Here is a 13,777-nt window from a genome sequence, read left to right on the forward strand (position 1 = left end):
GAGTATCTGCGCAGGTGCCGAGGTTGAGTACTAGCAGAACTGATAGGTGGCCTGAGAGATTCGCTGGCAGTGTCGGCCTCTTCGCGAGCAGGCTCGCTCCCGCTTTTTATCTCTGTTGTGCGGAGAATATGTGGCCAGCACAAATCTCCTGTTGGAGCGAGCCGGCTCCGGGCGGCGTTCCGACAAAAGCGCCCGTGCCGATGCCACACATTTCAGTTAAAACAGCCCATCCCGAAAACCCGGCAAAAGTTGGAAGGCTTCTTGCAATAGCCGCCCCGAGCCTGCTTCAGGCGTCAAAAGTTTGCTTCAAAGGAACGGGGAATACCGGTGGATCGCTCTCAGTTAATCAACAGTGCCCGCACGAACATGGCAGACCTCAGTCGAGGCAATCTGGGCGTGCCGCTGTTGCTGCTGGTTATGTTGGCAATGATGATGTTGCCCATTCCGCCGTTCCTGCTCGATGTGTTCTTCACCTTCAACATTGCCTTGTCCATCGTCGTGCTGCTGGTTTGCGTCTACGCCTTGCGGCCGCTGGATTTCGCGGTGTTCCCGACCATTCTGCTGGTGGCGACGCTGTTGCGACTGGCGCTGAACGTGGCTTCGACGCGGGTGGTGATGCTCCACGGTCAGGACGGCCACGCCGCTGCCGGTAAGGTGATCCAGGCCTTCGGTGAGGTGGTGATCGGCGGTAACTACGTGGTTGGTATCGTGGTGTTCGCGATTTTGATGATCATCAACTTCGTCGTGGTGACCAAGGGTGCCGGGCGGATTTCCGAGGTGAGCGCGCGCTTCACCCTCGATGCGATGCCCGGCAAACAGATGGCCATCGACGCTGATCTCAACGCTGGCCTGATCGACCAGAACCAGGCCAAGGCTCGTCGTACGGAAGTGGCCCAGGAGGCCGAGTTCTATGGCTCCATGGACGGTGCCAGCAAATTCGTGCGCGGTGACGCCATCGCCGGTTTGCTGATTCTGTTCATCAACCTGATCGGCGGCATGGCTGTCGGTATCTTCCAGCACAACATGACGTTCGCTGACGCCGGCAAGGTCTACGCCTTGCTGACCATCGGTGACGGTTTGGTGGCGCAATTGCCATCACTGCTGTTGTCTACCGCTGCCGCGATCATGGTGACCCGTGCTTCCGGTTCCGAAGACATGGGCAAGCAGATCAACCGCCAGATGTTCGCCTCGCCCAAAGCGCTGGCGGTCTCCGCTGGTTTGATGGCGGTGATGGGCCTGGTGCCCGGCATGCCGCATTTCTCGTTCCTGAGCATGGCGGCGCTGGCGGCGGGTGGCGCGTACCTGTTCTGGCGCAAGCAGAACATCGTCAAGGTCCAGGCCCTGCAAGAGGTCAAGCGTCAACAAGAGTTGCTGCCATCGCCGGCCCGCGCCCAGGAAACCAAGGAGTTGGGCTGGGATGACGTGACGCCGATCGACATGATCGGCCTGGAAGTCGGCTACCGCCTGATTCCATTGGTGGACCGCAACCAAGGGGGGCAATTGCTGGCGCGGATCAAGGGGGTGCGCAAGAAGCTGTCCCAGGATCTGGGCTTCCTGATGCCCACCGTGCACATCCGCGACAACCTCGACCTGGCGCCCAGCGCCTATCGCCTGACCCTGATGGGGGTGATCCTGGCCGAGGCTGATATCTACCCGGATCGCGAACTGGCAATCAACCCGGGACAGGTCTACGGCACACTCAACGGCATTACCGCCAAAGATCCGGCTTTCGGCCTGGAGGCGGTCTGGATCGAAATCAGTCAGCGCGCCCAGGCACAATCCCTTGGCTATACAGTGGTCGATGCCAGTACAGTGGTGGCCACGCACTTGAACCAGATTCTGTACAAGCACTCCAGCGAGCTTATCGGGCACGAAGAAGTGCAACAATTGATGCAATTGCTGGCAAAAAACTCGCCGAAACTGGCTGAAGAGCTGGTGCCGGGTGTGTTGTCGCTGTCGCAACTGCTCAAGGTTCTGCAAGCGCTGCTGGCCGAACAGGTGCCGGTGCGTGACATACGCAGCATTGCCGAAGCCATCGCTAACAATGCTTCCAAGAGTCAAGATACCGCCGCATTGGTGGCCGCTGTGCGCGTCGGCGTAAGCCGCGCAATCGTGCAAAGCATTGTAGGCACTGACTCCGAGCTGCCAGTGATCACCCTGGAGCCAAGGTTGGAACAAATATTGCTCAATAGTCTGCAGAAGGCAGGACAAGGCTCGGAAGAGGGCGTTCTGCTGGAGCCAAGCATGGCTGAAAAGCTGCAACGCTCGCTGATCGATGCAGCGCAGCGCCAGGAGATGCAAGGTCAACCGGTGATTCTGCTGGTGGCCGGTCCGGTCCGCGCGATGCTCTCGCGATTTGGCCGACTGGCAGTCCCGGGTTTGCACGTGTTGGCTTATCAGGAAATCCCTGACAACAAGCAAGTGACCATCGTTGCGACAGTAGGGCCCAACGGCTGAGGTAGTGGTTTATGCAAGTTAAGCGTTTTTTCGCCGCCGATATGCGTCAGGCCATGAAACTGGTTCGTGATGAGCTGGGCGCTGATGCGGCCATCATTGGCAACCGCCGCATTGCCGGTGGTGTCGAGCTGACGGCTGCCCTGGATTACAAGCTGTCGGCGCTGGCGCCACGCGTGCCGAACATGGAGCTCGAAGACGAGCTGCGCAAGACCCAGTCGCGCATCGTCACCGCCCAGGCCGAGTTGAGCCTGCGCAGCGACGGCGAAAGCGACAACGCCACCAATCGCCAATTGTTCGCCGGTTTGCCGCTCACCGCAGCCGAGCCGCTGATCGAGCCGACCTACGCCGAGCCTCGTCGCCCTGCGCCAGCTCCGGCTCCGGCGGCCGCGATGGATTCCCGGGTATTTGACTCGATGCGTTTCGAGCTCAACAGCCTGCGCGAGCTGATGGAAGTACAGCTGGGCTCCCTGGCGTGGAATCAGCTGCAAGGCAGCAGCCCGGGCCAGGCCAACCTCTGGCGTCGTCTGCAACGTATCGGTTTGTCCGGGCCGTTGTCTCGCGACCTGCTGGCGCTGATCACCGACATTCAAGAACCCCGTCAGGCCTGGCGCATGTTGCTGGCGCACCTGGCGCGGATGATCGCCACGCCGGAAATCGAGCCGCTGGAAGAGGGCGGGGTGATTGCCATGGTCGGCCCTGCCGGCATGGGCAAGACCACCACCCTGGCCAAACTGGCTGCCCGTTACGTGCTCAAGTACGGCGCGCAGAATATCGCGCTGGTGAGCATGGACAGCTACCGCATCGGTGCCCAGGAGCAGCTCAAGACCCTCGGTCGGATTCTCAATGTGCCGGTGACCCACGTTGATCCGGGGCAATCGCTGGTGCAAGCGCTGGAACCCCTGCTGCGCAAGCGCGTGGTGCTGATCGATACCGCCGGCCTTCAGGCCAGCGATCCGGCTCTGCGCATGCAGCTCGAAAGCCTGGCCGGACGAGGCATAAAATCAAAAAATTATCTGGTCCTGGCAACCACCAGCCAGAAACAGGTTCTAACCGCCGCTTATCACAGTTACAAGCGCTGCGGGCTTGCTGGCTGCATCCTGACTAAACTGGATGAAACGGCAAGTCTGGGCGAAGTGCTGAGCCTGGCCATCAGCCATGAATTACCGGTGGCCTACCTGACTGATGGCCCGCGGATTCCGGATGATTTGCATCTGCCGCGTCGTCATCAACTGGTCAGCCGCGCCGTCAGCGTGCAAATGCAGGAAGAACCCAGCGAAGAAGCCATGGCTGACATGTTCGCTGATATCTACCACAGCCCCACCAAACAGGTAGGCTGAGGTAACAATGAATAGTTTTTGTACCTACATCGATGGTCTGCCATGCATTGTTCGGTTTACGAACGCGCAGCCAGTAATGTGGCCTCCGTCTATGCAAGACAAGGTAAAGAAATAACATGGGCAGCATGCATCCCGTACAGGTGATCGCGGTGACCGGCGGCAAAGGTGGCGTCGGGAAAACTAACGTGTCAGTGAACTTGTCCCTGGCTTTGGCTGAACTTGGCCGGCGCGTCATGTTGCTGGACGCCGACCTGGGGCTGGCGAACGTCGACGTTCTGTTGGGCCTGACACCCAAACGTACCCTGGCCGACGTGATCGAAGGTCGCTGCGAGCTGCGCGACGTCCTGTTGCAGGGCCCGGGCGGCATCCGCATCGTTCCCGCCGCGTCCGGCACCCAGAGCATGGTTCACTTGAGCCCGGCGCAACATGCCGGCCTGATCCAGGCCTTCAGCGACATCGGCGACAACCTCGACGTGCTGGTGATTGACACCGCTGCGGGTATCGGTGACTCGGTAGTCAGTTTTGTCCGTGCGGCCCAGGAAGTGTTGCTGGTGGTCTGCGACGAGCCGACCTCGATCACCGACGCTTATGCGTTGATCAAACTGCTTAACCGCGACTACGGCATGAACCGCTTCCGCGTCCTGGCCAACATGGCCCAGAGCCCGCAGGAAGGGCGCAACCTGTTCGCCAAGTTGACCAAAGTCACGGATCGCTTCCTCGACGTCGCCCTGCAATACGTCGGCGCCGTGCCTTATGACGAAAGCGTGCGCAAGGCCGTGCAAAAACAGCGTGCCGTTTACGAAGCGTTCCCGCGCTCCAAGTGCTCGCTGGCCTTCAAGGCGATCGCGCAGAAGGTCGACACCTGGCCGCTGCCCGCCAACCCGCGCGGGCATCTGGAGTTCTTCGTCGAGCGCCTCGTGCAACAAACGGCAGGACCCGTGCTATGACAGCCAGCGGCTACAACCTCTACAAGAAATCGGCACGCGATGCGCAGTACGAGCTGATCGAGCGTTACGCGCCGCTGGTCAAACGCATTGCCTACCACTTGCTGGCGCGTCTGCCGGCCAGTGTCCAGGTCGAAGACTTGATCCAGGCCGGGATGATTGGCCTGCTGGAAGTTTCGACCAAATACGACGCCAGCAAAGGCGCAAGTTTCGAGACGTACGCGGGCATCCGCATCCGCGGCGCCATGCTCGATGAAGTGCGCAAGGGCGACTGGGCGCCACGCTCGGTCCACCGCAATACCCGCATGGTCAGCGACGCCATCCGCTCGATTGAAGCTAAAACCGGCCGTGACGCTAAAGATCACGAAGTTGCGGCCGAACTCCAATTGAGTCTCGACGATTACTACGGGATTTTGAACGACACCCTGGGCAGCCGTTTATTCAGTTTCGACGATCTGTTGCAGGACGGCGAACACGAAGGGCTGCACGAGGATGGCGCGAGTGCTCACCTCGAGCCGTCACGCGATCTGGAAGATGAACGCTTTCAGGCAGCGCTGGCGGACGCGATTGCCAATTTGCCGGAGCGTGAGCGACTGGTGTTGGCGCTGTACTACGACGAAGAGTTGAATCTCAAGGAAATCGGTGAGGTCCTGGGGGTCAGCGAATCTCGGGTCAGCCAGTTACATAGCCAGTGCGCAGCCCGTTTGCGGGGGCGTTTGGGAGAGTGGCGAGCGCGCTGAAGGCAGTGTGGGGGCACTGCGACGTGGCTGGTGGGGTGATGAACCGCGCCGGTCTCGCTTCGTTGTACTCCAGACAGTCATTGAGTGCTTTGCCAGATTGATTGAAATGGCGCGTCCAGGTGCTGGGCGCGTTTTAGTCTGCTTGGAGGTCGAATTGGACAAGAACATGAAAATCCTCATCGTTGATGACTTCTCAACGATGCGGCGGATCATAAAAAACCTGTTGCGTGACCTTGGGTTCACCAACACGGTCGAGGCCGACGATGGCACTACCGCCATTCCGGTACTCAACAGCGGGAGCATCGACTTTCTGGTGACCGACTGGAACATGCCTGGCATGACCGGTATCGATCTGCTGCGCCACGTGCGTGCCGATGAAAAGCTCAAGCACCTGCCGGTGCTGATGGTGACCGCTGAAGCCAAGCGCGAGCAGATCATCGAAGCGGCCCAGGCCGGTGTAAACGGCTATGTGGTCAAACCCTTCACGGCCCAGGCGTTGAAAGAAAAAATCGAGAAGATTTTCGAACGCATCGGTTGAACTGCGCCACGGGGGAGCTATGGGGCATAACGAATCTTCGCAGGGCGATTTTGAATCGACCCTGAAAAAACACGCCGTCGAACTGGTCGCGAGCCTTGAAAAAGGCAGGTTTGGCGATGCTGTGCAATTGATCCATGAGCTCAACCAGACCCGTGACCGCGGCCTGTATCAGGAAGTGGGCAAGCTCACCCGCGAGCTGCATAGCGCGATCGTCAATTTTCAGATTGCCCCGCACATGCCGCAAGCCGAGGAGGTGTCACAGATCACCGACGCCACCGAGCGTCTGGGCTATGTGGTCAAGCTGACCGAGGCCGCGGCCAACCGCACCATGGACCTGGTGGAAAACGCCACGCCGCTGGTCAACAGCCTGGCCGACGAAGCCCAGGCCTTGAGCACGGATTGGGGGCGGTTCATGCGTCGCGAAGTCGGCGCTGAAGAGTTCCGCGAACTGGCCCGGCGCGTCGACGGGTTCCTGGCACGCAGCAGCACAGACAACCGTGCCGTGTCGGGCAACCTCAACGACATCCTGCTGGCCCAGGATTATCAGGACCTCACAGGTCAAGTGATCAAGCGTGTGACCCAACTGGTCACCGAAGTTGAAAGCAACCTGCTCAAGCTCGTACTCATGGCCAGCCAGGTGGACCGCTTTGCGGGCATCGAACATGACCGTGAAGCGATGCTTGCAGAAAAAGATCCACAAAAACATCTCTCTCAGGGTGAAGGTCCGCAGATTCATGCCGATAAAAGAGAAGACGTTGTGTCCGGTCAGGACGATGTGGACGATTTGTTATCCAGCCTGGGATTTTAGCGTTTTAGAATTTTAGGTTTTTTGGGTTTTTAGACCTGTAGGAGCACACCATTAATGAGCTTCGGCGCCGATGAAGAGATCCTTCAGGATTTCCTGGTTGAGGCCGGCGAGATTCTAGAGCAACTGTCCGAACAGCTGGTCGAGCTGGAAAGCCGACCGGATGATGCGGATTTGCTCAATGCAATTTTTCGCGGTTTCCACACTGTAAAAGGGGGCGCCGGCTTCCTCCAGCTCAACGAGCTGGTGGAGTGCTGCCACATCGCCGAGAACGTGTTCGACATCCTGCGCAAGGGTGAGCGTCGCGTTGACTCGGAATTGATGGACGTGGTTCTTGAAGCGCTGGACGCGGTGAACAGCATGTTCAGCGAAGTCCGCGAACGCAGCCCGATCACGGCTGCTACACCGGAATTGCTCGCGGCACTGGCCCGTCTGGCCGAGCCGCAATCGGCCGACGAGGTTGCACCTGCACCTGTCGCCCACTTGGTTGAAGAGCCTGCCGCTGAAAGCGAGTCGGGTGATATCACCGACAATGAATTCGAACAACTGCTGGACTCGCTGAACGCCGTCAAGGCCCAGGCCGAGGCGCCGGCGGCTGCTCCGGTATCGGCCGGCGATGCGGCGGCCAGCGATGAAATCACCGACGCCGAGTTCGAGTCGTTGCTCGACCAGTTGCACGGTAAAGGCCAGTTCGCGGTTGATGCCGTGGCACCGGCTGCCCCTGCCGCGCCGCAGGCTCCGAAAGCCGCGGGCGACAGCTCGGACATCACCGACGACGAATTTGAAGCACTGCTCGACCAGCTGCACGGCAAGGGTAACTTTGCCGTTGATGCGCTGGAATCGGCCATCGCTTCGGTGCCGACGCCTGCCGCGCCAACCGCTGCGGCGGCCGGTAGCGACCTGATCACCGATCACGAATTCGAATCGCTGCTCGACGAACTGCACGGCAAAGGCAAGTTCACTGAAGTAGGCGCGACCGCAGGAACGGCAACCGCTGCCAGCGCAGCGGTGGCGGCGCCTGTCGCCAAGGCTGCGGCACCGAAACCGGTGGCCAGGGCCCCTGAGCCAAAAGCCGAAACACCGGCGCCTGCCGCCGCTGCCGCACCGGCCCCGGCCCGTGCCCCGAGCGCGCCACCGGCGGAAAAACCGGCCAGCGAAGCCGAGACCACCGTGCGGGTCGACACCGCGCGCCTGGATGAAATCATGAACATGGTGGGCGAACTGGTGCTGGTGCGTAACCGCCTGGTCCGCCTTGGTGCCAACAGCGCCGACGAAGCCATGTCCAAAGCCGTGTCCAACCTCGACGTGGTCACGGCCGACCTGCAAACCGCGGTCATGAAGACCCGGATGCAACCGATCAAGAAGGTCTTCGGGCGCTTCCCGCGCCTGGTTCGCGACCTGGCTCGCCAGCTCAAGAAAGAGATCAACCTGGAGCTGGTCGGCGAAGAAACCGACCTCGACAAGAACCTCGTCGAGGCCCTGGCCGACCCGCTGGTCCACTTGGTGCGCAACGCGGTCGACCACGGTATCGAATCGCCGGAAGAACGCGAAGCATCGGGCAAGGCTCGTGGCGGCAAGGTCATCCTGGCGGCAGAGCAGGAAGGCGACCACATCCTGCTGTCGATCTCCGATGACGGCAAAGGCATGGACCCGAACGTCCTGCGTTCAATCGCGGTGAAACGCGGTGTGATGGACAAGGACGCCGCCGATCGCCTGAGCGACACCGAGTGCTACAACCTGATTTTTGCACCGGGCTTCTCGACCAAGACCGAGATCTCCGACGTGTCGGGTCGTGGCGTGGGCATGGACGTGGTGAAAACCAAGATTTCCCAGCTCAACGGTTCGATCAACATTTTCTCGGCCAAGGGCCAGGGATCGAAGATCGTCATCAAGGTGCCGTTGACCCTGGCAATCATGCCGACGCTGATGGTCATGCTCGGCAACCAGGCGTTCGCGTTCCCGCTGGTGAACGTCAACGAAATCTTCCACCTCGACCTGTCGACCACCAACGTCGTGGACGGCCAGGAAGTGGTGATCGTGCGGGACAAGGCACTGCCATTGTTCTACCTCAAACGCTGGCTGGTCAGCTCCGCCGCTCACGAAGAGCAGCGCGAAGGCCATGTGGTGATCCTTTCGGTGGGCACCCAGCGGATCGGCTTCGTCGTCGATCAACTGGTGGGCCAGGAAGAAGTCGTCATCAAGCCATTGGGCAAAATGCTCCAGGGAACCCCGGGCATGTCGGGCGCCACCATCACCGGTGACGGTCGCATTGCGCTGATTCTCGATGTTCCGAGCATGCTCAAGCGTTACGCCGCACGGCGTATTTGATTCTGGTGGAGCGGGGCGACTGAGCCTCGCTCCGTCTAACGGAGTGTTTATGGCAGTTAAAGTCCTGGTGGTGGATGATTCGGGGTTTTTCCGCCGCCGCGTCTCGGAAATTCTTTCAGCGGATTCGAATATCCAGGTCGTCGGCACGGCGACCAACGGAAAAGAGGCGATCGATCAGGCACTGGCCCTCAAGCCGGACGTGATCACCATGGACTACGAAATGCCCATGATGGACGGCATCACGGCGGTGCGGCACATCATGCAGCGCTGCCCGACCCCGGTCTTGATGTTTTCCTCGCTGACCCACGAAGGCGCCCGGGTGACCCTCGATGCGCTGGACGCCGGCGCGGTGGACTTCCTGCCGAAGAATTTCGAAGACATCTCGCGCAACCCCGAGAAGGTCAAGCAACTGCTGTGCGAAAAGATCCTGAGCATCTCGCGCAGCAATCGTCGCGTCAGCACTTACAGTGCACCGGCTCCTGTGGCCGCTCCCGCTCCGACACCTGCGCCTTCGAGCGTCGGCAGTTACGGCAGCAGCGCGCCTGTACGCCCGGCGCCGACACCTATTGCGCCGCGTCCCCATGCGCCGACGGTGTCGTCGCCCGCGCCGAAACGCAAAGCCTACAAACTGGTGGCCATCGGCACGTCCACGGGTGGTCCGGTTGCCTTGCAGCGGGTCCTGACCCAGTTGCCGGCCAACTTTCCGGCGCCGATCGTACTGATCCAGCACATGCCCGCCGCCTTCACCAAGGCGTTCGCCGAGCGCCTGGATAAACTGTGCCGCATCAGCGTCAAGGAAGCCGAGGATGGCGACATCCTGCGTCCGGGCCTGGCCCTGCTCGCGCCGGGCGGCAAGCAAATGATGATCGATGGTCGTGGCGCGGTGAAAATCCTGCCGGGCGACGAGCGCTTGAACTACAAACCGTGCGTCGATATCACCTTCGGTTCGGCGGCCAAGTCCTACGGTGACAAAGTTCTGGCGGTCGTGTTGACCGGCATGGGCGCCGACGGTCGCGAAGGCGCGCGCCTGCTCAAGCAGGGCGGCAGTTCGATCTGGGCACAGGATGAAGCCAGTTGCGTGATCTACGGCATGCCGATGGCTATCGTCAAAGCTGAACTCGCCGACGCGGTGTACAGCCTGGACGATATCGGCCGGCACATCGTCGAGGCGTGTATCTGATGGATGTTCTGAGCCTTATCGGCATCATCATGGCGTTCGTCGCCATCATCGGTGGCAACTACCTCGAAGGCGGCCATCTCGGTGCACTGGCCAACGGCCCGGCGGCCTTGATCGTACTCGGCGGGACCGTCGGCGCGGCCCTGCTGCAATCTCCGATGAGCGCCTTCAAGCGTGCCATGCAGATTCTGGCGTGGATTCTGTTTCCGCCGCGTGTCGACCTGGCCGGTGGCATCGATCGCGTCGTCAACTGGAGCCTGACTGCTCGCAAGGAAGGCTTGCTGGGCCTGGAAGGAGTAGCCGACGCCGAATCCGACAATTACTCGCGCAAAGGCCTGCAACTGTTGGTGGACGGCGCCGAGCCGGAAGCGATCCGCAGCATTCTCGAAGTGGATTTCTACACCCAGGAAAGCCGCGATATCGAAGCTGCCAAAGTCTTTGAGAGCATGGGCGGTTATGCGCCGACCATCGGTATCATCGGTGCGGTCATGGGCCTGATTCACGTCATGGGCAACCTCGCCGATCCATCGCAACTGGGCAGCGGTATCGCCGTGGCGTTCGTCGCCACCATCTACGGCGTAGCCAGTGCCAACCTGGTGCTGCTGCCGATTGCCGCCAAACTCAAATCCATTGCGTTGCGCCAATCGCGTTATCGCGAAATGTTGTTGGAAGGGATCCTGTCGATCGCCGAAGGTGAAAACCCACGCTCCATTGAGTTGAAGCTGCAAGGCTTCATGGACTAAGGGAATAACCTCATGGCTCGTCGTCGACATCAGGAAGAACACGTTAACCACGAGCGCTGGCTGGTGTCCTACGCGGATTTCATCACGTTGCTGTTCGCTTTTTTCGTGGTGATGTACTCGATCTCTTCGATCAACGAAGGCAAATATAAAGTCATTTCCGAGGCGCTGATCGGCGTCTTCACCGACAGCGATCGCGCGCTCAAGCCGATCCCCATCGGCGAAGAGCGACCGAAAACCGTGACCCCGGCCAAGCCGCTGGTCAAGGACAGTGAGCAGGTGGACGCCGGGGTTGCCGGCGCCAGCGATCCGCTGAAAAGCATCGCCGACGACATCAGCGCCGCGTTCGGCGACCTGATCAGCTCCAACCAGATGACGGTGCGCGGCAACGAGTTGTGGGTCGAGATCGAGCTTAACTCCAGCCTGTTGTTCGGCAGCGGCGATGCCATGCCCAGCGACATCGCCTTCAATATCATCGACAAGGTCGCGGCCATCCTGAAGCCGTTCGACAACCCGATCCACGTCGAAGGCTTCACCGACGATCAGCCGATTCGAACCGCGCAGTACCCGACCAACTGGGAACTGTCATCGGCGCGCTCGGCCAGCATCGTGCGCATGCTGGCGATGCAAGGGGTGAACCCCGGTCGCCTGGCATCGGTGGGCTACGGCGAGTTCCAGCCGGTCGCCAATAACGCCACGGCGGAAGGCCGGGCGCGCAACCGTCGCGTGGTACTGGTGGTGTCGCGCAATCTCGATGTACGCCGCAGCCTGACGGGTACCGGTACTGCGAATGCGCAACCGGATGCCGCGTTGAAGCGTGCTGGCACACAAACTGCACCGACCCCGGTCAAGTCGCCGGTACGAGAGAGCGCCGTCAATTCTCCGTCACCCGCATTAACACGTTGAGCTATTTCCCGGTCGACACCGACCGGGTGGAACAATCCGAATGAGAGTCTGGGCAGTCGCCAATCAAAAGGGTGGTGTCGGTAAAACCACTTCCTCCATCGCTTTAGCCGGTTTACTGGCCGAGGCGGGCAAGCGCGTGGTCGTGGTCGACCTGGACCCCCATGGCTCGATGACCAGCTATTTCGGTTACGACCCCGATAGCCTCGAGCACAGCAACTACGACCTGTTCCTGCACAAGGGCAACGTTCCCCAGGGTTTGCCGGGCCAGCTGTTGCTGTCGACCAGCGACCCACGCATTTCCCTGTTGCCTTCGAGTACGGCGCTGGCGACCCTTGAGCGCCAGTCGCCGGGGCAGAGCGGCCTGGGGCTGGTGATTGCCAAGAGCCTGGCGCAGTTGTGGCAAGACTTCGATTACGCCGTGATCGACAGCCCGCCGCTGCTGGGCGTGCTGATGGTCAATGCCTTGGCGGCGAGCCAGCAACTGGTGATTCCGGTGCAGACCGAACACCTGGCGGTCAAAGGCCTGGAGCGCATGGTCAACACGTTGGCGATGATCAACCGTTCGCGCAAACAGGCATTACCATTCACCATCGTGCCGACCTTGTTCGACCGTCGCACGCAAGCCTCACTCGGCACGCTGCGTGTGCTGCGCGACAAGTTTCCGGAAGAGATCTGGCAAGGCTACATCCCGGTGGACACCCGCCTGCGCGATGCCAGCCGGGCCGGGCTGACGCCTTCGCAATTCGACGGCAAGAGCCGTGGTGTCCTCGCTTACCGCGCGCTGCTCAAGCATTTGCTAGCGGCACAACTTGTTCCGCAGGTGGCTTGATGTCGATGAACCGGCCACTGAAGCTCACATCTCGCCCCCAACTGGCGTTGCAGTCGTATCTGGACAACCTGCTGCAAGAGGTGACTGAGGAACTGTTGCCGCCTGTTGAAGCGCTGCCTGAGGTGGCCGAAGCCGAAGCGGTAATCGATGAGTTCCAGGCCGCGGTACTTGAAGAACAGGCCCGTGATGCCGAGCAGGCCAGGCTTGCTGCCGAGCCTGTCGCCAAGGCCGCTGCACCGGTGGACGTGCCGGCGCGTCCGGCTGTTGCCGTGATCGAAGCGCCTGCACCGATCCTGTCGCCGGTCTCGACCATCGCGCCATTGCTGCAAACACTGGTCAAGCCTGTTGCCGAAGTGCAGCAGGCGCCGGAGCCGACAGTCGTCGAAGTCCAGCAAGCCCTGGTTGCACCGGTGGTCGAAGTTCATCTGCCGCCCGCCATCACACCGCCACCGGTGGAAACCGACGGTCGTCCGTACTGGGCTGCCGAGCCGTTCGAGTGCCTGTTGTTCGATGTCGCCGGGTTGACCCTGGCGGTGCCGCTGGTGTGCCTGGGCTCGATTTATTCTTTGGCCGGGCACGAGCTGACGCCGTTGTTCGGTCAACCGGAGTGGTTCCTCGGCATCCTGCCGAGCCAGGCCGGCAACCTGAAAGTGCTCGATACCGCACGGTGGGTCATGCCCGACCGTTATCGCGACGATTTCAAGCAGGGCCTGCAATACGTCATTTCCGTCCAGGGCTATGAATGGGGGCTGGCGGTGCATCAGGTCAGCCGCTCGTTGCGTCTGGATCCGAACGAAATCAAGTGGCGCAGTCACCGTGGCCAGCGGCCATGGCTGGCGGGCACGGTGATTGAACACATGTGTGCGTTGCTCGACGTTTCCGCGCTGGCCGAGTTGATCGCCAGCGGTGGGGCAAAACACATGGGCGGCAGCAAGCCGTCCCACAAAACTACATAACAGAACAACACCGCCAGGGC

12 protein-coding genes are annotated in these 13,777 nt (G+C 60.8%); all 12 read left to right on the forward strand.

From position 1 onward, the window contains the following. Positions 1 to 327: 327 nt before the first annotated feature. The 12 genes from flhA (at position 328) to KHO07_RS07675 (ending at position 13,757) form a co-directional block, all read left to right on the forward strand. Positions 328 to 2,457 carry a flagellar biosynthesis protein FlhA gene (gene flhA, locus KHO07_RS07620; protein ID WP_212626835.1) on the forward strand — a complete coding sequence of 710 codons (2,130 nt, stop codon included), beginning with the start codon at positions 328 to 330 and terminating at the stop codon, positions 2,455 to 2,457. Positions 2,458 to 2,468: 11 nt separating this feature from the next. Beyond that, on the forward strand, positions 2,469 to 3,794 hold the full coding sequence (gene flhF, locus KHO07_RS07625; protein WP_150734889.1) for a flagellar biosynthesis protein FlhF: 1,326 nt from the start codon (positions 2,469 to 2,471) through the stop codon (positions 3,792 to 3,794). A gap of 116 nt (positions 3,795 to 3,910) precedes the next feature. After that, complete coding sequence (gene fleN, locus KHO07_RS07630; RefSeq protein WP_008001746.1) at positions 3,911 to 4,741, forward strand: flagellar synthesis regulator FleN; 831 nt, start codon at positions 3,911 to 3,913, stop codon at positions 4,739 to 4,741. Next, the gene (fliA, locus tag KHO07_RS07635) at positions 4,738 to 5,478 is read left to right on the forward strand and encodes an RNA polymerase sigma factor FliA (protein WP_007894214.1); all 741 of its coding nucleotides are present in this window, start codon (positions 4,738 to 4,740) and stop codon (positions 5,476 to 5,478) included. The genes fleN and fliA overlap by 4 nt, the downstream gene beginning before the upstream one ends. Positions 5,479 to 5,644: 166 nt before the next feature. Continuing rightward, positions 5,645 to 6,016, forward strand: a complete 372-nt coding sequence (locus KHO07_RS07640; protein WP_003183998.1) for a chemotaxis response regulator CheY — start codon at positions 5,645 to 5,647, stop codon at positions 6,014 to 6,016. Between the two features lie 19 nt (positions 6,017 to 6,035). After that, the gene (locus KHO07_RS07645; RefSeq protein WP_212626836.1) at positions 6,036 to 6,824 is read left to right on the forward strand and encodes a protein phosphatase CheZ; all 789 of its coding nucleotides are present in this window, start codon (positions 6,036 to 6,038) and stop codon (positions 6,822 to 6,824) included. Positions 6,825 to 6,878: 54 nt separating this feature from the next. Then, a complete protein-coding gene (locus KHO07_RS07650; RefSeq protein ID WP_150734888.1) occupies positions 6,879 to 9,149 on the forward strand; it encodes a chemotaxis protein CheA in 2,271 nt (756 codons plus the stop codon). Positions 9,150 to 9,198: 49 nt separating this feature from the next. Then, entirely contained in the window at positions 9,199 to 10,329 is a 1,131-nt protein-coding gene (locus KHO07_RS07655) for a chemotaxis response regulator protein-glutamate methylesterase (RefSeq protein WP_212626837.1), read from the forward strand. Next, the gene (locus KHO07_RS07660; RefSeq protein WP_150734886.1) at positions 10,329 to 11,069 is read left to right on the forward strand and encodes a flagellar motor protein; all 741 of its coding nucleotides are present in this window, start codon (positions 10,329 to 10,331) and stop codon (positions 11,067 to 11,069) included. The genes KHO07_RS07655 and KHO07_RS07660 overlap by 1 nt, the downstream gene beginning before the upstream one ends. A 12-nt stretch (positions 11,070 to 11,081) precedes the next feature. Then, entirely contained in the window at positions 11,082 to 11,972 is an 891-nt protein-coding gene (gene motD, locus KHO07_RS07665) for a flagellar motor protein MotD (protein WP_212626838.1), read from the forward strand. A 40-nt stretch (positions 11,973 to 12,012) separates the two neighbouring features. Continuing rightward, positions 12,013 to 12,801 (forward strand): ParA family protein, encoded by a 789-nt coding sequence (locus KHO07_RS07670; protein ID WP_056853002.1) that lies wholly within the window; start codon positions 12,013 to 12,015, stop codon positions 12,799 to 12,801. Positions 12,802 to 12,806: 5 nt separating this feature from the next. Beyond that, on the forward strand, positions 12,807 to 13,757 hold the full coding sequence (locus tag KHO07_RS07675) for a CheW domain-containing protein (RefSeq protein ID WP_212626839.1): 951 nt from the start codon (positions 12,807 to 12,809) through the stop codon (positions 13,755 to 13,757). The last annotated feature ends 20 nt before the right edge of the window (positions 13,758 to 13,777 follow it).

Origin of the sequence: Pseudomonas sp. PP3 (assembly GCF_905336995.1) — a bacterium.
In the GTDB taxonomy this organism is placed as follows: domain Bacteria; phylum Pseudomonadota; class Gammaproteobacteria; order Pseudomonadales; family Pseudomonadaceae; genus Aquipseudomonas; species Aquipseudomonas reinekei.